Below are 17,925 nucleotides of genomic sequence, written 5' to 3' on the forward strand. Positions count from 1 at the left end.
CTGCTGAGCCCTGCCTGTGGGAGCGAGCCTGCTCGCGATAGCGGTGCATCAGTCGACATACATGTCGCCTGACGATCGCGAGCAGGCTCGCTCCCCCCATTGACTGGGTTCGGCGGTTAGAGGGCTTCGCGCGATGGCTTGCCATCCACCAGCCGCTGAATGCGCAGCGGGTTGGCGTTTTTCAGCGGTTCCGGCAACAGGCTGTCGGGATAATTCTGGAAGCACACCGGACGCAGGAAACGATCGATCGCCAGGGTACCCACCGAGGTGCCGCGAGCATCGGAGGTCGCCGGATACGGCCCGCCATGAACCATCGAATCACAGACTTCGACACCGGTCGGATAACCATTGAGCAAGATCCGTCCGACCTTCTGTTCCAGCAACGGCGTCAGCTCCGGGAAGTGCTCGAAATCCGTCTGCTCGCCGATGATGGTCGCCGTCAGTTGCCCGTGCAGGCCCTGCAACGCCGCGCTCAACTGCGCCTTGTCGGCCACTTCGACAATCACCGTGGTCGGGCCGAACACTTCTTCCTGCAGCACTTCATCGCCATCGATCAGCAGGCTGACATCGGCCTTGAACAACTGCGGCTGCGCCTGATTGCCCTGCTGCGGATTGCCCGCCAGATGCTCGATGCCGGCGTGCGCCAAGAGTTTTTCCAGGCCTTTGCCGTAGCTGCCGAGGGTGCCGGCATTGAGCATGGTTTGCGCCGGTTGATCACCGATCAGCGCCGCGACTTGCTCAACGAATGCGGTGAACTGTGGCGAACGGATGCTGATCACCAGACCCGGATTGGTACAGAACTGACCGCAGCCCTGCACCACCGACGCGGTCAGATCGCGGGCAACGGTTTCCGAACGCACGGCCAGGGCCTGGGGCAACACGATCACCGGATTGATGCTCGACATCTCGGCGAACACCGGAATCGGTTGAGGGCGCGCGGCGGCCATGTCACACAGCGCCCGTCCGCCGCGCAGCGAGCCGGTGAAACCCACGGCCAGAATCGCAGGATGCTTGACCAGCCATTCGCCGACGCCACCGCCGTAGATCATGTTGAACACACCGGCCGGCATAGCGGTTTTTTCTGCTGCACGGATCAACGCGTCGGCAACGAGTTCGGCCGTGGCCATATGACCGCTGTGGGCCTTGAACACCACCGGGCAACCGGCCGCCAGCGCCGACGCGGTATCGCCGCCGGCTGTGGAAAATGCCAGCGGAAAATTGCTGGCGCCGAACACCGCCACCGGCCCCAGGCCGATACGGTACTGACGCAGATCCGGACGCGGCAACGGCTGTCGATCCGGCAACGGCAGGTCGATGCGTGCACCGTAGAAATCACCGCGTCGCAGGACTTTGGCGAACAAGCGCATCTGGCCGCTGGTGCGCCCTCTTTCGCCCTGAATCCGCCCGGCCGGCAGCGCGGTTTCGCGGCAGACCACGGCGACGAAATCATCGCCCAGCGCGTCCAGCTCATCGGCGATTGCATCGAGAAACTGCGCGCGGCGTTCGGCGCTGAGGCTGCGATACGTTGGATACGCCGCCGCAGCGGCCTTGGCGGCGGCGTCGACTTCCGCTTCCGTGGCCTGAATGAAATCGTGGGGCAGTGCTTCGCCCGTGGTGGCGTCGACGCTCTGCAGCTTGACGTTACCCGCCGCGCTGCGACGACCGCCGATGTAGTTGTGACCGAGAATCTGAGTCATGGGATCTCCTTAAAGGGTGCCGATGCTGTCCGGTTCAAATGCCGCTGCAACCGGGGCGATGCCGTTGACCAGCGGTGCGCCGAATTCAGCCTGGCTGATTTCGAACACGTCGCCCGGTTGAGTGCGGATGCCATCGGCGAACGACAGGGTCGCGGTGCCGAAAAAGTGAATGTGCACGTCGCCAGGACGCAGGAACTGGCGGTACTTGAAGTGGTGGTATTCGAGGTTCGCCAGGCTGTGGCACATGTTGGCCTCGCCGCTGAGGAATTCGTTCTGCCACAGCACTTCGCCGTCGCGCAGGATGCGACTGGTGCCCGCCAGGTGTTGAGGCAATTCACCCGTGCGAAGTTCCGGGCCGTAGCTGCAACTGCGCAGCTTGGAGTGGGCCAGGTACAGGTAATTCTTGCGTTCCATGACGTGATCGGAGAACTCGTTGCCCACCGCAAAACCGAGGCGATACGGCTTGCCATCGTGGCCGATGATGTAGAGGCCGGCCATCTCCGGTTCCTCGCCGGCGTCTTCGGCAAACGGCGGCAGCGGGAACGGCTGACCGGGACGCACAACGATGCTGCCGTCGCCCTTGTAGAACCATTCCGGCTGCACCCCGGCCTGCCCCGCAGCCGGTTTGCCGCCCTCCACGCCCCACTTGAAGATGCGCATGGTGTCGGTCATCGCCGCTTCGTCGCCGGCCTGCTGGTGCATCTTGTCCCGGGTCGACGCGCTGCCGAGGTGCGTGAGGCCGGTGCCGCTGACCAGCAGGTGCGCCGGGTCCGGGTGATCTAACGGAGGCAGGATGCGCAGTTGGGCCAGCAACTCGGCGTAATCATGGCTGATGCCCAGGCCGAGGGTCTGCACTTGCTGCACGAGCGTGTTGCCGGCCTCGATTGCCGCCAGGGCAAGATCACGAACCGTGCGCGCATCCTGCACTTCACGCACCAGACCGTCCTCGACCACCCCGACACGGCGCTCGCCGTTACTCAATTCGAATTGAACCAGATGCATAAATCCTCTCCTCTATACAAATCCTGAGTTCGGCTCCGTCCCTATGTGGGAGCGGGCTTGCTCGCGAAAGCGGTGTGTCATTCAACTGTGAGGGTGGCTGACCCAGCGCATTCGCGAGCAAGCCCGCTCCCACATAGGTTATGTATGGTTCTGCAGATTCAGGTTCGAGTGGCACCCCGTGCGCTGGCGGCGAATTGGTCAACCGGCAGCACATGCTTGCGCTCCAGCACGCGATAAACGACGCCCGTAAGAACCAGCCCGAACACCATCACCCCGGACAGGAAGTACAGGCCCGAAGCGAGGTTGCCGGTGTATTCCTTCAGCGCGCCGATCACGAACGGGCCGATGTAACCGCCGAGGTTGCCCACCGAGTTGATCAAGGCGATCCCGGCCGCCGCGCTGGCACCGGCAAAGAATCGGCCCGGCAGCGTCCAGAACACTGCCGTGCAGGAAAACAGCGCGAACGCCACCAGACACAACGCCGCCAGTTGCGCCACCGGCAAGGACAGCCAGGCGCTGAGGAACAGGCCCATGGCACCCAGCACATAGAGCACCGCGAGATGGCCGTAACGGTCGTTCAAACGGTCGGAACTGCGCGGAATGATCAGCAGGCCGATGATCCCGAAGATGTACGGCACCGAGGACACGAAACCGGTGACCAGATCACTGCCGCCAAACTGTTTGATCAGGGTCGGCAACCACAGCCCCAGGCCATAGATGCTCAGGGTCACCGGCAGGTAGAACAGCGCCAGCAGCAACACGCGTTTGTCTTTCAGCGCATGCAGCGGATTGCCGTGACGGGTCTGGCCGTATTCCTGCAGGTCCTTTTTCAACTCGCCGGTCAGCCAGTCCTTCTCGGCCTGGTCCATCCATTTCACTTGCTGCGGGCCGTCCGGCAGCCAGCGCAATACCGGCCAGGTCAGCAGGATCGCCGGGGTGCCGATAACGATGAACAACCACTGCCAGCCGTGCAGGCCGAGGATGCCGTCCATGCCCAGCAGGCCGCCGGACACAGGGCCGGTGATCATCATCGCGATGGGTTGGGACAGGATGAACAGCCCGAGAATCTTGCCGCGATGGCGCACCGGGAACCATTGGGTGATGTAGTAAAGAACGCCGGGAAAGAAACCCGCCTCCGCCGCGCCGAGCAGAAAGCGCATCACGTAGAAACTGTGCGGGCCCTGAACGAAGGCCATGCCAATGGTGATCGCGCCCCAAGTGATCATGATCCGCGCAAACCAGCGCCGCGCGCCGAAGCGTTCGAGCATCAGGTTGCTGGGGATTTCAAACAGAAAGTAGCCGATGAAAAACAGCCCGGCGCCAAGGCCGTAGGCGGCATCGCCGATGCCGATGTCGGCGCCCATGTGCAGCTTGGCGAAGCCGACGGCAGAGCGATCCACATAGGCGATCAGGTACAGCAGGATCAGGAAGGGAATCAGTTTCAACGTGATGCGCCGGACAAGCCGCAGTTCCTGGCTCATGAGATCGGTCTCCGATTGTTGTTTTTATGGAACCTCGGGGGACGCCTCTCGCGGAAAACCGCCAGGGCCATCCCTCCGTCGAAATCGACTATATAGTAATACTAATTACGCAACAACACTTCCAAACCGGTGATTTTGCGCTTATGTTTAGCCAAAGCTCGCAAACAATAGTCTTACAATAAGAGAATCGATCATGTCTGATAAGAAACCCACCCTGCGCTCCGCCCAATGGTTTGGCACGGCCGACAAGAACGGCTTCATGTACCGCAGCTGGATGAAGAATCAGGGCATCGCCGACCATCAGTTTCACGGCAAGCCGATCATCGGCATCTGCAACACCTGGTCGGAACTGACCCCGTGCAACGCGCACTTCCGCCAGATCGCGGAACACGTCAAACGCGGGGTGATCGAGGCTGGCGGCTTCCCGGTGGAATTCCCGGTGTTCTCCAATGGCGAATCGAACCTGCGCCCGACCGCCATGCTCACCCGCAACCTGGCGAGCATGGACGTCGAGGAAGCGATTCGCGGCAACCCGATTGACGGCGTGGTGCTGCTGACCGGTTGCGACAAGACCACCCCGGCCCTGCTGATGGGCGCGGCCAGTTGCGACGTGCCGGCGATCGTCGTCACCGGCGGGCCGATGCTCAACGGCAAGCACAAGGGCAAGGACATCGGCTCCGGCACCGTGGTCTGGCAGCTCAGCGAACAGGTCAAGGCCGGCGCCATCACGATTGACGATTTCCTGGCGGCCGAGGGCGGCATGTCCCGCTCGGCCGGCACCTGCAACACCATGGGCACCGCGTCGACCATGGCCTGCATGGCCGAAGCACTGGGCACGTCCCTGCCGCACAACGCGGCGATTCCGGCGGTGGATGCGCGGCGTTACGTGTTGGCGCACATGTCCGGCATGCGCGCGGTGGAGATGGTTCGTGAGGATCTGAAACTGTCGAAGATCCTGACCAAGGAAGCCTTCGAAAACGCGATCCGGGTCAACGCGGCCATTGGTGGTTCGACCAACGCGGTAATCCACCTCAAAGCCATCGCCGGGCGCATCGGCGTCGAGCTGGATCTGGACGACTGGACACGAATGGGCCGCGGCATGCCGACCATCGTCGACCTGCAACCGTCCGGGCGTTTCCTGATGGAGGAGTTCTACTACGCGGGCGGTTTGCCGGCCGTGCTGCGCCGCCTCGGTGAGGCCAATCTGATTCCCAATCCAAATGCATTGACCGTCAACGGCAAATCCATCGGCGAGAACACCAAGGACGCACCGATCTACGGTGAAGACGAAGTGATCCGCACCCTCGACAATCCGATCCGCGCCGACGGCGGCATCTGCGTGTTGCGCGGCAACCTGGCGCCACTGGGCGCGGTGCTCAAGCCGTCAGCCGCCACGCCGGAACTGATGCAACACCGTGGGCGCGCGGTGGTGTTCGAGAATTTCGACATGTACAAGGCGCGGATCAACGACCCGGAACTGGACGTCGATGCGGACTCGATTCTGGTGATGAAGAACTGCGGGCCGAAGGGTTATCCGGGCATGGCCGAAGTCGGCAACATGGGTTTGCCGGCCAAGCTGCTGGCGCAGGGCGTGACCGACATGGTGCGCATCTCCGACGCACGGATGAGCGGCACCGCGTATGGCACCGTTGTCTTGCACGTAGCTCCGGAAGCGGCGGCCGGCGGGCCTTTGGCGGCGGTGAAGGAAGGCGACTGGATCGAGCTGGACTGCGCCAGCGGGCGTTTGCATCTGGACATTCCGGACGCTGAACTGGCGGCGCGCATGGCGGATCTGCAACCGCCGCAGCAATTGTTGGTGGGTGGGTATCGTCAGCTGTATATCGACCATGTGCTGCAGGCGGATCAGGGCTGCGATTTCGACTTCCTCGTTGGTTGCCGAGGGGCTGAAGTCCCGCGCCATTCCCACTAAAACCGCCATCCCCTTGTGGGAGCCAGCCTGCTGGCGATGGCGATCTGTCAGTTGATATTCATATTGACTGATACACCGCTATCGCGAGCAGGCTCGCTCCCACATTGCTATGATGCGCGGCATCTCCATCGCTCAGGATCGCGCCACTCCCCATGGATTACCGCAAACCTTCCGACCGTAAAAGCATGCACTCGCGCATCGTCCAGGAACTGGGCATGCAGATTGTTTCCGGACGCTTTCTGCCCTGCGACAAACTGCCCGCCGAAGCCCTGCTCTGCGAGGAGTACGCGGTCAGCCGGCCGGTGTTGCGCGAAGCCACGCGAGTGCTGGTCGCCAAGGGCCTGGTGTATTCGAAACCCCGCGTCGGCACCGTGGTCAAGCCGCGCCGCGAATGGCACATGCTCGACCCGGACGTGCTGCACTGGTTGATGCAAAGCAGCCCGCAGAACGAGTTCTTCAACGTCCTGACCAGCGTGCGCAGCATCATCGAACCGGCCGCCGCCGCCCTCGCCGCCCAGCATGCGACCGATGCCGACATTGCCGCCATCAACGAAGCCTATCAACGCATGGAGGCCGCGCCGACGCCGGAAGCCTTGTTGCAGCCGGATCTGGATTTCCATAGCCGGATTGCCGATGCGACGCACAACGATTTGCTGGCCAACCTGTGCAACATGCTTGCGGTGGCGATTGCCGAGGCGCTGAAGCACTCCAACCAGCGGCCGAATCTGCATGAATTGGCGTTGCCGCGGCATAAGGCGATTCTGACGGCGATCGAGAATCGTGATGCGTTGGGGGCTCGGCATGCGACGTTGGTGCAGTTGGATGATGCGCGCAGTGCCTTGAGTGTTGTGCTGGGGGCGGATCTTTCTTAAGCCTTGAGACCGCTTGCCCTCACCCTAGCCCTCTCCCAGAGGGAGAGGGAACCGATTGGGGGATACTTGAGAGATACGCCGACTTGAACGATCCGCTTTGAATCCATAATCGACTCGATTTTTCAGGTCGATGTATCACGCGAGACATTGCGGTCAGTCCCCTCTCCCTCCGGGAGAGGGCTAGGGTGAGGGGCTTTTGATCTTGCCCCATAAAAAAGCCGCAACCCTTCAAGGTTGCGGCTTTTTCATTTCAGCCAAACGGATCAGTGAGCAAACAACGAATTGCCCTTCTGCCCTGCCAGTTTCTCCGGCTTGATCAGGAACTTCGCTAACGCCGGCAGCAGCCACAGCGCACCGAACATGTTCCACAGCAGCATGAAGGTCAGCATGAGGCCCATGTCGGCCTGGAACTTGATCGCCGAGAAGATCCAGGTGCACACACCAATGGCCAGGCACAGGCCGGTGAACAGCACCGCCTTACCGGTGGATTTCAGGGTCTGGTAATAGGCTTCCTGCAACGGCAAACCGGCACGCAGGAAACTTTCCAGACGGCTGTAGATGTAGATGCCGTAGTCCACGCCGATCCCCACGCCCAGCGCCACCACCGGCAACGTCGCCACCTTCACGCCGATACCCATGAACGCCATCAGCGCGTTGCCCAGCACCGAGGTCAGCACCAGCGGCAGCACGATGCACAGGGTCGCCGCCCACGAGCGGAAGGTGATCATGCACATGACCGCCACGCAGATGTACACCAGGATCAGGATGGTCAGCTCGGACTTCTTGATCACCTCGTTGGTGGCCGCTTCGATGCCGGCGTTACCGGCGGCGAGGATGAATTCCAGGCCTTCCTTGTTGTTTTCCTTGGCGAAGTCCTGCACCGCATGCACCGCGCGATCCAGGGTTTCAGCCTTGTGGTCGTTCAGGAACACCAACACCGGCGCCAGCGAGCAGCTGTTGTTGTACAGGCCGTCGGCCCGGGCGATGGAGTTGTTCAGCACGTCCGGGTTGCGCGACAGGGTTTCCCATTTCAGGTTGCCCTCGTTCATGCCCTTGATCATCTGCTTGGACACGGTCACCAGCGAGATCGCCGACTGCACGCCCTCGGTGTTCTGCATCTTCCACATCAGCTCGTCGATCGGCGCCATGGCTTCATAACGCGAGCAGCCTTCGGACTTGGTCTTGACCATCACCACCAGCACATCGGAGCTGGTCGAGTAGTTATTGATGATGAAGTTGTTGTCCTTGTTGTAGCGTGAGTCCGGACGCAGTTCCGGCGCGCCCTGGTCGAGGTCGCCGATCTTCAGGTTCTGGCTGTACCAGAGGCCGCCACCGAAGGCGACCAGCGCCAAAGCGATGGAAATCGGCGCGACTTTCGGGTTGGCGAAGTTCGACAGCAGGCGCCAGAACGGATGTTCGCGGTGCGCGTCCTTCTTGCTCTTGGCAATGGCGCGCTTGCTGATGCCGACATAGGAAATCGCCACCGGCAACAGGATCAGGTTGGTGAACACAATCACCGCCACGCCGATGGAAGCGCCGATAGCCAGCTCGCGGATCACCCCGATGTCGATGATCAGCAGTGTGATGAAGCCGACGGCGTCCGCCAGAATCGCGATCATCCCCGGCAGGAACAACTGACGGAATGTCCGCCGTGCGGCCGTCAACGCGTTGTCCGCCTCACCGGATTGCAGGGCGATACCGTTGATTTTCTGCACGCCGTGGGAAATGCCGATGGCGAAGATCAGGAACGGCACCAGCATCGAATACGGATCGAGGCCGAACCCGAAGAAGTGCATTAACCCCAATTGCCAGACCACCGCCACCAGCGTGGTGCTCAACACCGCCACGGTGCTGCGCAGGCAGTTGGTGAACCACAGCAGCAGGATCAGAGTGATGACGAAAGCGATGCCGAAGAACATCACCACCATCACCAGGCCGTCGATCAGGTCGCCGACCTTCTTGGCGAAACCGACAATGTGGATCTTGACGTTGGGGTTCTGCGCTTCGAACTTGTTGCGGATCTTGTCTTCGAGCTCATGGGAGAACTGGCGATAGTCCAGCGCCAGCAGCTTGCCCTGGTCCTGCGGGTCCGGGTAGGACTCCAACAGCGGGATGTCGACGATGCTCGACTTGAAGTCGTTGGCCACCAGACGCCCGACCTGACCGGACTTGAGCACGTTGTTGCGCAACAGATCGAGGCTGTCCTGGGAGCCGTTGTAGCTCTGCGGGATCACTTCGCCGCCGGCAAAACCTTCCTCGGTCACTTCGGTCCAGCGCACGCTCGGGCTCCACAGCGACTTGAGGCCGGAACGGTCGACGCCGGAGATGTAGAACACCTCGTCGTTGATCTGACGCAGGGTCTCCATGTACTCCTTGGAAAAGATGTCGCCATCCTTCGCTTCCACCGAAATGCGCACGGTGTTGCCCAGGTTCGCCAGATCGTTGCGGTGCTCCATCATCTTTTCAATGAACGGATGCTTGAGCGGGATCATCTTTTCGAAACTGGTGGACGGGCGGATCAGCGTGGCCTGCCAGAACAGGAAAATGCTGACCAGCAGGCAGATCACGATCACTGCCGGGCGGTTGTTGAAGATCAGGCGCTCGAGAAACGTCGCCTTGTCCTGATGATGAGTGCTCAAGGAAGTCATAGCCCCGCCTTCTTATTATTGATTCGGCTCATTTGCCCAGCTCGGCGCCGTTCGGCGAAGTGACCCGGACGCCACCCTGCCCGCTCAGGATCAGATTGCCGTTGCCGGCGGCGGTGACCGACGACAGCGAGATGCGATCCGGACGGTTGAACACGCTGAAGGTTTCGCCGTTGTCACTGCTGCTGACCACCGAGCCGCCGTTGCCGACGATGACGATGGAGCCATCCTCGAGCAGCGTGCCGCCGGACAGGCCGAACTCCAGCGAACCGCGCGCGGCTTTCAGCTCGACCTGCTCCCACGTGCTGCCGAAATCGGTGGAGCGGTAAAGATTGCCGCGCAGACCGTAAGCCAGCAGGGTTTGCGGTTGCGCCGTGCCGATCACGCCGAACAGCGAGCCTTCGTACGGGCCTTCGAGTTTTTCCCAGGTCTGGCCCCAGTCGGCGGAGCGGAACATGCTGCCCGACTCGCCAACGATGAACAGACCGGCGTCTTTTACCGCGCCGATGGCGTTTAGGTGGAACTGGTCTTCGTTGTCGAGGCGATCACTGACGTCTTCCCAGTGCTTGCCGCCATCGGTGGTTTCCAGCAGCGCGCCGTAGGCACCCACCGCCAGGCCGCTGTTGACGTCCTTGAACCAGACGTCGAGCAGCGGCGATTCGCGCTTGAGGTCTTCGAACTGTTTGGTCCAGGTCAGGCCGCCGTCTTCGCTGGCGAGGATCTGCGCGTCGTGGCCGACGGCCCAGCCGTGCTTGTCATCGACGAAATACACGGCGGTCAGCAACTGGCGGCTCGGCACCTTGGCCTGGGTCCAGGTCTTGCCCTGGTCGTCGGAATAGAGAATGTGCCCACGATCCCCGACCGCCACCAGGCGGGTTCCGGCGTGAACGACATCGAGCATCAGGCTTTTCGAGGCCTTGGCCGATTCGGTGGAATAGACCACGTCGGCTGGCGCTTCGGCGGCGAGAACCGGCGCCGACAATGTGGCAAAGCCCAGCAGAGAGAGTGCTGTGGCCAGCAACGCGGTGTTGCGTAACGCCGGCGGGCGGCAACGACTCATAGACCTTCCCCTGTTTATTATTGTTGGTCATGGACCTTAAGGGCGCCGCAAGGGTGCTCACGGTGACTGCCTGGTCACAAGCATAGTCCTGAAACCCGCTGTCCAGAGCCCCTTCGGAAGCTGGCTCATCCTATCGGGCATTCGAAACGTCTGACAATCGGCGCAACGTTATCTTTTGTTAACCGAAAGGGACTTCAGCGGCGGCTGAATGCGCGGGCATTCGTCCGACTGATGGCGGGGATTCTTGCGATGGGGGCTTGCACGATCGGTATTATGGTATACCATCAGACGCACAGACACTCTTTATCCCCTACGGAGCAGCTCATGAGTTTCGAAATTCGCAAGATCGTCAGCTATGTCGAAGAGACCTTCATTGAAGGCGGCAAGGCGTCCGACACCCCGGTGACCATGGTCGGCCTGGCCGTCGTGATGAAGAACCCGTGGGTCGGCAATGGGTTTGTCGAAGACCTCAAGCCGCAGATCCGCGCCAATTGTTCGGATCTCGGCGCGATGATGGTCGAGCGTCTGGTGGGGATCATCGGCGGCGCCGAGAAGATCGAGGCTTACGGCAAAGCCGCGGTGGTCGGTGCCGATGGCGAAATCGAACACGCGTCGGCGGTGATCCACACCCTGCGCTTCGGCAATCATTACCGTGAAGCGGTCAAGGCCAAGAGCTACCTGAGCTTCACCAACAAGCGCGGCGGTCCGGGCACTTCGATTCAGATTCCGATGATGCACAAGGATGACGAAGGCCTGCGCTCGCACTACATCACCCTGGAAATGCAGATCGAAGACGCCCCGCGCGCCGACGAAATCGTCGTGGTGCTCGGTTGCGCCGACGGTGGTCGCCTGCACCCGCGCATCGGCAACCGCTACATCGATCTGGAAGAACTGGCCGCCGAAAAAGCCCAGTAACCACAATAAAAAAGGCATTGCAGGAGCGCTCCATGATTCGGCTCACCGCTGAACTCACCCCGGCCGGCACCAGTTATCTGGCGACAGGCGTTGGCCAACCCGTGGTGTTGATCCACGGCGTAGGCCTGAACAAAGAAATGTGGGGCGGCCAGATCGTTGGCCTGGCCACGCAATACCGGGTGATCGCCTACGACATGCTCGGCCATGGCGCCAGCCCGCGACCGGCCAGCGGTACCGCCCTGCTCGGTTACGCTGATCAGTTGCTGGAGCTGCTTGACCACCTGCAATTGCCCGAGGCGTCGGTGATCGGTTTTTCCATGGGCGGTCTGGTGGCGCGGGCGTTTGCCCTGCATTACCCGGAACGCCTGAAAAGCCTGGTAGTGCTCAACAGCGTGTTCAACCGCAGCGAAGAGCAGCGCGCCGGGGTTATCGCCCGTACCGCGCAGGCTGCCGAACACGGGCCGGACGCGAATGCCGAAGCGGCGCTGTCGCGCTGGTTCAGCCGTGAATACCAGGCGGCCAACCCGGCGCAGATCGCTGCGATCCGCCAGACCCTGGCTGGTAATGATCCGCAAGGCTACCTGACCACCTACGAACTGTTCGCTACCCAGGACATGTACCGCGCCGACGACCTGGGCAGGATCCAGGCGCCGACGCTGATCGCCACCGGCGAGCTGGACCCCGGATCGACCCCGGAAATGGCCGAGCAACTGGCCGCGCGCATTCCCGGCGCGAAGGTTGCCGTGCTGCCCGAGCAACGGCATATGATGCCGGTAGAGTCGCCACGGCTGGTAAACCAGACGCTGCTGGAATTTCTCGACACCGCATACGCCCGACAAAACCATATAAAGGGGATCGTTGCATGACGCTCGCACGCTTCCAGATGTGCATCGGCGGAGAATGGGTCGACGCCCTCTCCGGCAAGACTTTCGAAAGCCTCAACCCGGCGCTGGCCGAACCCTGGGCCGAATTGCCCGACGCAGATGAGGCCGACGTCGAACGCGCCGTGCAAGCCGCACAGACCGCCTTCGACAGCCCGGCATGGCGTGGTTTGACCGCCACCGCGCGCGGCAAACTGCTACGTCGTCTCGGTGACCTGATCGCTGAAAACAAGGAACAACTGGCGCAGCTGGAAAGCCGCGACAACGGCAAACTGATCCGCGAAACCCGCGGTCAGGTCGGTTATCTGCCGGAGTTCTTCCACTACACCGCCGGCCTCGCCGACAAGCTCGAAGGCGGCACCCTGCCGCTGGATAAGCCCGATCTGTTCGCCTACACCGTGCACGAAGCCATGGGCGTGGTCGCCGCGATCATTCCCTGGAACAGCCCGCTGTATCTGACCGCGATCAAACTGGCGCCGGCCCTCGCCGCCGGCAACACCATCGTGATCAAGCCGTCCGAACACGCTTCGGCCACCATTCTGGAGCTGGCGCGTCTGGCCCTCGAAGCCGGAATTCCACCGGGGGTGGTCAACGTTGTAACAGGCTACGGCCCGCGCACTGGCGCCGCCCTCACCCGTCATCCGCTGATCCGCAAGATCGCCTTCACCGGTGGCGCGGCCACGGCCCGGCATGTGGTGCGCAGCAGCGCCGAGAACTTTGCCAAGCTGTCGCTGGAACTGGGCGGCAAGTCGCCGAACATCATCTTTGCCGACGCTGATCTCGACAGCGCGATCAACGGTGCTATTGCCGGGATTTATGCGGCATCCGGGCAGAGTTGCGTATCCGGCTCGCGACTGCTGGTGCAGGATGAAATCTACGACGAATTCGTCAGCCGGTTGGTGGAGCGCGCCCAGCGCATCCGCATCGGCAATCCGCAAGACGACAACAGCGAAATGGGCCCGATGGCTACCGCGCAGCAACTGGCGGTGGTGGAGGGTCTGGTGGCTGATGCCATTGCCGAAGGTGCACGCCTGCGTCTGGGTGGCAAGCGTCCGAGTGGCGTGGGTGACGGCTGGTTCTACGAACCGACGCTGTTCGAATGCGATCGCAACTCGATGAAGATCATGCAGGAAGAAGTCTTTGGTCCGGTGGCCTCGGTGATCCGTTTCAAGGACGAAGCCGAAGCGCTGGCGATCGCCAACGACTCGCAGTTCGGCCTCGCCGCCGGTATCTGGACCCGTGATCTGGGCCGCGCCCATCGTCTGGCCCGGGACGTGCGCTCGGGGATTATCTGGGTCAACACTTACCGCGCGGTGTCGGCGATGGCACCGATCGGCGGCTTCAAGAACAGTGGCTATGGACGCGAAAGCGGCATCGATTCGGTGCTGGCCTACACCGAACTGAAAACGGTGTGGATCAACCTCTCCCAGGCGCCGATGCCTGATCCGTTTGTGATGCGTTAGGAGTCCTGCGACATGATCGAACCCGGCATTTACAAAGACGTCATGAGCTCGTTTCCGTCCGGGGTCACGGTGGTCACCACCCTCGACCCGGACGGCGGCATCGTCGGCATCACCGCCAGCGCCTTCAGTGCGCTGTCGATTGATCCGGCGCTGGTGCTGTTCTGCCCCAACTACGCCTCCGACACCTACCCGGTACTGCGCGACAGCAAGAAGTTCGCGATTCATTTGCTGTCCGCCGACCAGACCGCCGAGGCCTATGCCTTCGCCGGCAAAGGCAAGGACAAGGCCAACGGCATCGAGTGGCATTTGAGCGAGCTCGGTAACCCGATCCTCGCCAAGGCCACGGCGATCATCGAGTGCGAGTTGTGGCGCGAATACGACGGCGGCGACCACGCGATCATCGTTGGCGCAGTGAAGAACCTGATCCTGCCGGAGCAGCCGGTGACGCCGATGATTTATCACAAGGGCAAGCTCGGCGCGTTGCCGACCTTGGCCTGACAGATTCACACAAATCCCACTGTGGGAGCGGGCTTGCTCGCGAAGGCGTCGTGTCAGCCGACATCTAAGTTGAATGAGCTACCGCATTCGCGAGCAAGCCCGCTCCCACAAGGGATTGTGGTGACTGGAGGATTTATGAGTAACGAGAAGTATGAAAAGGGCCTGAAGATCCGCACCCAGGTGCTGGGCGAAGCCTATGTGCAGCGCTCGATCGAGAATGCCGACGACTTCACCCGCCCGCTGCAGGAAATGGTCACTGAATACTGCTGGGGCCACGTCTGGGGACGTGAAGGCCTGTCGCTCAAGGAGCGCAGCATGATCAACCTGGCGATGATCTCTGCGCTCAACCGTCCGCACGAACTGAAACTGCATGTGCGCGGCGCCTTGCGTAACGGCCTGAGTCGTGAGCAAATACGCGAAATTCTGCTTCAGGTCGGTATTTATTGCGGCGTCCCGGCAGCCGTGGACAGTTTCCGGCTCGCCCGTGAAGCCTTCGCCGAAGCCGACGCCGAGGCCTCCAGTTAACCCCTCGGCTGTTTTGATGCCCGTCTGGCATGGACAGCCACCTTAAAGAGCGGACCCCATGAAACGCCTGCCACTCGACGACAGCTTCAAGGTCAATCGCAACCCCGTCACCCTGCGCGAAATCGTGCTGGATAAACTGCGAAGCGCCATCATGAACTTCCAGCTGCTGCCGGGCGATCGCCTGGTGGAGCGCGATCTGTGCGATCGCCTGGGCGTGAGCCGTACGTCGGTGCGTGAAGCCTTGCGTCACCTGGAATCCGAAGGCCTGGTGGAATTCGCCGACGCCAAGGGTCCGCGCGTGGCGATCATCACCCTCGCCGATGCCGTCGACATCTATGAACTGCGCTGCGTACTCGAAGGCCTGATCGTCCAGCTGTTCACCCTGCGCGCCAAGGCCAAGGACATCAAGGCCCTGGAAAAAGCCCTCGACGAGAACCGCAAGGCACTCAAGGACGGCGAGTTGCAACAGGTGATCGACTCGGTGCAGGGTTTCTACGACGTGTTGCTGGAAGGCTCAGGCAACCATGTCGCAGCCACTCAGTTGCGTCAGTTGCAGGCGCGTATCAGCTACTTGCGCGCAACGTCGGTGTCCCAGGAAAACCGTCGCGGCGCCAGCAATCACGAGATGGAAAAAATGGTCGAGGCGATCAAGAGCGGCGATCCGCTGGCGGCGCATCAGGCGTGCGTCGATCACGTTCGCGCCGCGGCTGCCGTGGCCCTCGATTACCTCAAGCGCAAGCAGGAAGAGACCGGCACCGATCTCAAGAGCACTCCGCCGATCACCCTGCCCATCGCGCTGAAAGAACCGCGCATAGGTCACTGACATGTTCAGCCCGAGCTTTTGCCCGAAATGCGGTGGCGCTGACCTCGGTCAGCAGGTGCCGCCGGGCGATACGCACGAGCGCCTGATGTGCCGCGGCTGCGGCTACATCCACTATGTGAACCCGAAAATCATCGCCGGCTGCATCATCGAACAGGACGGCAAATACCTCTTGTGCCAACGGGCGATTCCCCCGCGTCCCGGCACCTGGACCCTGCCCGCCGGTTTCATGGAAAGCGGCGAAACCACCGAGCAGGCCGCCCTGCGCGAAGTCTGGGAAGAAAGCGGCGTACGCGCGGAAATCGTCTCGCCGTACTCGATCTTCAGCGTGCCGAAGATCAGCGAGGTCTACATCATCTTCCGCGCCCTAGCGCTGGAGATCACCGGCGAGTACGGCCCGGAAACCCTCGCCTGCAAATTCTTCGCCCCCGAAGACATCCCGTGGGACCAGATCTACTACCCGGCGATCCGGCAGATCCTCGAACGCTACATCGAGGAACGCCAGGCCGGGGTGTATGGCATGTACATGGGCAATGACGACAGCGGCAAGATTCATTTCATGCGTTGATCGCCCTGCCCGCGCTGCTTACGGCGCCATCCCTTCCACAATGATGATCTCCGCCCTCGCCCACTCCTCGCGATAGCTCTTCGCTTCCTGATACGCCGCCGAGCGGTAGCACGCCACCGCCTGCTCGTAGCTGTCGAACTCAATAACCACGCTGCGCTGTGGCGTCATCCGCCCTTCCATCGCTTCGCTGCGCCCGCCTCTGGCTAAAAACTTCGCGCCGAACTCGGCGAACGCTTTCGGCGCGCGCTGGGTGTATTGGCTGTAGTGATCGGGATCGGTGATGTCCACGTGTGCAATCCAGTACGCCTTCATAGTGACCTCTTGGTTGATTTTGTATTATGGTATACCACGAATTTCATTTACATCGAGAATCCAGCATGGCCTTCAACAGCATCGAAGAAATCATCGAAGATTATCGCCTCGGCAAAATGGTGTTGCTGGTCGATGACGAGGATCGGGAAAACGAAGGCGACCTGCTGCTGGCCGCCGACCGTTGCACGCCCGAGGCGATCAGTTTCATGGCCCGCGAGGCTCGGGGGCTGATCTGTCTGACGCTGACTGACGATCATTGCCAGCGTCTGGGACTGGAGCAAATGGTGCCGAGCAATGGCAGCGTGTTCAGTACCGCGTTCACGGTTTCCATCGAAGCGGCGGTCGGCGTGACTACCGGCATTTCTGCTGCCGACCGCGCTTGTACGGTGGCCGCTGCGGTGGCGCCGAACGCACGCGCAGAAGACCTGGTGCAGCCCGGCCATATCTTTCCGCTGCGCGCCAAGGAAGGTGGCGTGTTGACCCGCGCCGGCCACACCGAAGCCGGTTGTGATCTGGCGCGGCTGGCGGGGTTCACGCCGGCCTCGGTGATCGTCGAGGTGATGAACGACGACGGCACCATGGCCCGTCGTCCGGATCTGGAAGTCTTTGCGCACAAGCACGGAATCAAGATCGGCACCATCGCCGACCTGATCCACTATCGCCTGAGCACCGAACACACCATCGAACGCATCGGCGAGCGGGAACTGCCGACGGTGCATGGCACGTTTCGCCTGATCACCTTCGAAGATCGCATCGAAGGCGGCGTGCACATGGCGATGGTCATGGGCGAGTTGCGCCGTGAGGAACCGACGCTGGTGCGCGTGCATGTGATTGATCCGCTGCGCGATCTGGTGGGTGCCGAGTACAGCGGGCCGTCGAACTGGACGTTGTGGGCGGCGTTGCAACGGGTCGCGGCCGAAGGGCATGGCGTGGTCGTAGTGCTGGCCAATCATGAGTCTTCCCAGGCGCTGCTGCAGCGCATTCCGCAACTGACTCAGCCGCCTCGGCAGTTCAGTCGCTCGCAATCGCGGATCTATTCGGAGGTCGGCACCGGGGCGCAGATTCTGCAGAACCTGGGCGTCGGCAAGCTGCGCCACTTGGGTCCGCCGCTGAAATATGCCGGTTTGACCGGCTACGATCTTGAGGTGGTCGAGAGCATTCCGTTCACCGAGTAAAGCAGCCCTCACTGTAGAGACCGGTACATCCTTTACACATTAGACCGGGGACATCGTTTACACCTTTTACAGGCTTGATAC

Annotated in this window: 16 protein-coding genes; 10 read left to right on the forward strand and 6 right to left on the reverse strand. The window is 61.7% G+C overall.

The window, feature by feature from the left end; genetic code table 11:
- Window positions 1–116: 116 nt before the first annotated feature.
- The 3 genes from ACKUG4_RS18520 to ACKUG4_RS18530 all read right to left on the reverse strand — a co-directional run bounded on the left by ACKUG4_RS18520 (window position 117) and on the right by ACKUG4_RS18530 (window position 4,180).
- Entirely contained in the window at window positions 117–1,697 is a 1,581-nt protein-coding gene (locus tag ACKUG4_RS18520; protein WP_445434576.1) for an aldehyde dehydrogenase (NADP(+)), read from the reverse strand.
- Window positions 1,698–1,706: 9 nt separating this feature from the next.
- Window positions 1,707–2,699, reverse strand: a complete 993-nt coding sequence (araD1, locus tag ACKUG4_RS18525; protein WP_445434577.1) for an AraD1 family protein — start codon at window positions 2,697–2,699, stop codon at window positions 1,707–1,709.
- Window positions 2,700–2,857: 158 nt separating this feature from the next.
- Window positions 2,858–4,180, reverse strand: a complete 1,323-nt coding sequence (locus ACKUG4_RS18530) for an MFS transporter (protein ID WP_221397522.1) — start codon at window positions 4,178–4,180, stop codon at window positions 2,858–2,860.
- 193 nt (window positions 4,181–4,373) lie between these two features.
- On the opposite strand from ACKUG4_RS18530, the gene ACKUG4_RS18535 reads away from it, so the two are divergent.
- Window positions 4,374–6,110, forward strand: coding sequence for an IlvD/Edd family dehydratase (locus tag ACKUG4_RS18535; RefSeq protein ID WP_445434578.1), 1,737 nt, complete (start codon window positions 4,374–4,376; stop codon window positions 6,108–6,110).
- Between the two features lie 152 nt (window positions 6,111–6,262).
- A complete protein-coding gene (locus tag ACKUG4_RS18540) occupies window positions 6,263–6,982 on the forward strand; it encodes a FadR/GntR family transcriptional regulator (protein ID WP_085648436.1) in 720 nt (239 codons plus the stop codon).
- A 263-nt stretch (window positions 6,983–7,245) separates the two neighbouring features.
- Here ACKUG4_RS18540 and ACKUG4_RS18545 read toward each other — a convergent pair whose 3' ends face one another.
- Window positions 7,246–9,630, reverse strand: a complete 2,385-nt coding sequence (locus tag ACKUG4_RS18545; protein WP_085610539.1) for an efflux RND transporter permease subunit — start codon at window positions 9,628–9,630, stop codon at window positions 7,246–7,248.
- Between the two features lie 28 nt (window positions 9,631–9,658).
- Window positions 9,659–10,687 (reverse strand): WD40/YVTN/BNR-like repeat-containing protein, encoded by a 1,029-nt coding sequence (locus ACKUG4_RS18550; protein WP_445434579.1) that lies wholly within the window; start codon window positions 10,685–10,687, stop codon window positions 9,659–9,661.
- Between the two features lie 324 nt (window positions 10,688–11,011).
- Here ACKUG4_RS18550 and ACKUG4_RS18555 point away from each other — a divergent pair, with 324 nt between their 5' ends.
- The 7 genes from ACKUG4_RS18555 to ACKUG4_RS18585 all read left to right on the forward strand — a co-directional run bounded on the left by ACKUG4_RS18555 (window position 11,012) and on the right by ACKUG4_RS18585 (window position 16,357).
- Complete coding sequence (locus tag ACKUG4_RS18555) at window positions 11,012–11,602, forward strand: amino acid synthesis family protein (protein ID WP_007957412.1); 591 nt, start codon at window positions 11,012–11,014, stop codon at window positions 11,600–11,602.
- Between the two features lie 32 nt (window positions 11,603–11,634).
- Window positions 11,635–12,468 (forward strand): alpha/beta fold hydrolase, encoded by an 834-nt coding sequence (locus ACKUG4_RS18560; protein WP_445434580.1) that lies wholly within the window; start codon window positions 11,635–11,637, stop codon window positions 12,466–12,468.
- Window positions 12,465–13,946 (forward strand): aldehyde dehydrogenase, encoded by a 1,482-nt coding sequence (locus ACKUG4_RS18565; protein ID WP_445434581.1) that lies wholly within the window; start codon window positions 12,465–12,467, stop codon window positions 13,944–13,946. The genes ACKUG4_RS18560 and ACKUG4_RS18565 overlap by 4 nt, the downstream gene beginning before the upstream one ends.
- Before the next feature lie 12 nt (window positions 13,947–13,958).
- Window positions 13,959–14,444, forward strand: coding sequence for a flavin reductase family protein (locus tag ACKUG4_RS18570; RefSeq protein WP_085610543.1), 486 nt, complete (start codon window positions 13,959–13,961; stop codon window positions 14,442–14,444).
- 135 nt (window positions 14,445–14,579) lie between these two features.
- Window positions 14,580–14,969: a carboxymuconolactone decarboxylase family protein gene (locus ACKUG4_RS18575; RefSeq protein ID WP_007968634.1), complete on the forward strand. Its 390-nt coding sequence runs from the start codon at window positions 14,580–14,582 to the stop codon at window positions 14,967–14,969.
- A gap of 58 nt (window positions 14,970–15,027) precedes the next feature.
- Window positions 15,028–15,792, forward strand: coding sequence for a GntR family transcriptional regulator (locus tag ACKUG4_RS18580; protein ID WP_007957403.1), 765 nt, complete (start codon window positions 15,028–15,030; stop codon window positions 15,790–15,792).
- 1 nt (window position 15,793) lies between these two features.
- The gene (locus ACKUG4_RS18585) at window positions 15,794–16,357 is read left to right on the forward strand and encodes an NUDIX hydrolase (RefSeq protein WP_445434582.1); all 564 of its coding nucleotides are present in this window, start codon (window positions 15,794–15,796) and stop codon (window positions 16,355–16,357) included.
- Between the two features lie 18 nt (window positions 16,358–16,375).
- On the opposite strand, the gene ACKUG4_RS18590 is transcribed toward ACKUG4_RS18585, so the two are convergent.
- Entirely contained in the window at window positions 16,376–16,669 is a 294-nt protein-coding gene (locus ACKUG4_RS18590; RefSeq protein ID WP_445434583.1) for a DUF1330 domain-containing protein, read from the reverse strand.
- A gap of 65 nt (window positions 16,670–16,734) precedes the next feature.
- Between ACKUG4_RS18590 and ribBA the strand changes: the two genes are divergently transcribed.
- A complete protein-coding gene (ribBA, locus tag ACKUG4_RS18595; protein WP_445434584.1) occupies window positions 16,735–17,844 on the forward strand; it encodes a bifunctional 3,4-dihydroxy-2-butanone-4-phosphate synthase/GTP cyclohydrolase II in 1,110 nt (369 codons plus the stop codon).
- Window positions 17,845–17,925 lie beyond the last annotated feature (81 nt).

The sequence above is a fragment of the Candidatus Pseudomonas auctus genome (assembly GCF_048654275.1).
GTDB lineage: Bacteria > Pseudomonadota > Gammaproteobacteria > Pseudomonadales > Pseudomonadaceae > Aquipseudomonas > Aquipseudomonas pharyngis.

Bases quoted from the DNA above. Each gene is read 5' to 3' on its own strand.
- ACKUG4_RS18550 (WP_445434579.1), bottom strand. From the start codon at position 10,687: ATGAGTCGTTGCCGCCCGCCGGCGTTACGCAACACCGCGTTGCTGGCC.
- ACKUG4_RS18540 (WP_085648436.1), top strand. From the start codon at position 6,263: ATGGATTACCGCAAACCTTCCGACCGTAAAAGCATGCACTCGCGCATC.
- ACKUG4_RS18520 (WP_445434576.1), bottom strand. From the start codon at position 1,697: ATGACTCAGATTCTCGGTCACAACTACATCGGCGGTCGTCGCAGCGCG.
- ACKUG4_RS18565 (WP_445434581.1), top strand. From the start codon at position 12,465: ATGACGCTCGCACGCTTCCAGATGTGCATCGGCGGAGAATGGGTCGAC.
- ACKUG4_RS18535 (WP_445434578.1), top strand. From the start codon at position 4,374: ATGTCTGATAAGAAACCCACCCTGCGCTCCGCCCAATGGTTTGGCACG.
- ACKUG4_RS18580 (WP_007957403.1), top strand. From the start codon at position 15,028: ATGAAACGCCTGCCACTCGACGACAGCTTCAAGGTCAATCGCAACCCC.
- ACKUG4_RS18545 (WP_085610539.1), bottom strand. From the start codon at position 9,630: ATGACTTCCTTGAGCACTCATCATCAGGACAAGGCGACGTTTCTCGAG.
- ACKUG4_RS18555 (WP_007957412.1), top strand. From the start codon at position 11,012: ATGAGTTTCGAAATTCGCAAGATCGTCAGCTATGTCGAAGAGACCTTC.
- ACKUG4_RS18585 (WP_445434582.1), top strand. From the start codon at position 15,794: ATGTTCAGCCCGAGCTTTTGCCCGAAATGCGGTGGCGCTGACCTCGGT.
- ACKUG4_RS18590 (WP_445434583.1), bottom strand. From the start codon at position 16,669: ATGAAGGCGTACTGGATTGCACACGTGGACATCACCGATCCCGATCAC.
- ribBA (WP_445434584.1), top strand. From the start codon at position 16,735: ATGGCCTTCAACAGCATCGAAGAAATCATCGAAGATTATCGCCTCGGC.
- araD1 (WP_445434577.1), bottom strand. From the start codon at position 2,699: ATGCATCTGGTTCAATTCGAATTGAGTAACGGCGAGCGCCGTGTCGGG.
- ACKUG4_RS18570 (WP_085610543.1), top strand. From the start codon at position 13,959: ATGATCGAACCCGGCATTTACAAAGACGTCATGAGCTCGTTTCCGTCC.
- ACKUG4_RS18560 (WP_445434580.1), top strand. From the start codon at position 11,635: ATGATTCGGCTCACCGCTGAACTCACCCCGGCCGGCACCAGTTATCTG.
- ACKUG4_RS18575 (WP_007968634.1), top strand. From the start codon at position 14,580: ATGAGTAACGAGAAGTATGAAAAGGGCCTGAAGATCCGCACCCAGGTG.
- ACKUG4_RS18530 (WP_221397522.1), bottom strand. From the start codon at position 4,180: ATGAGCCAGGAACTGCGGCTTGTCCGGCGCATCACGTTGAAACTGATT.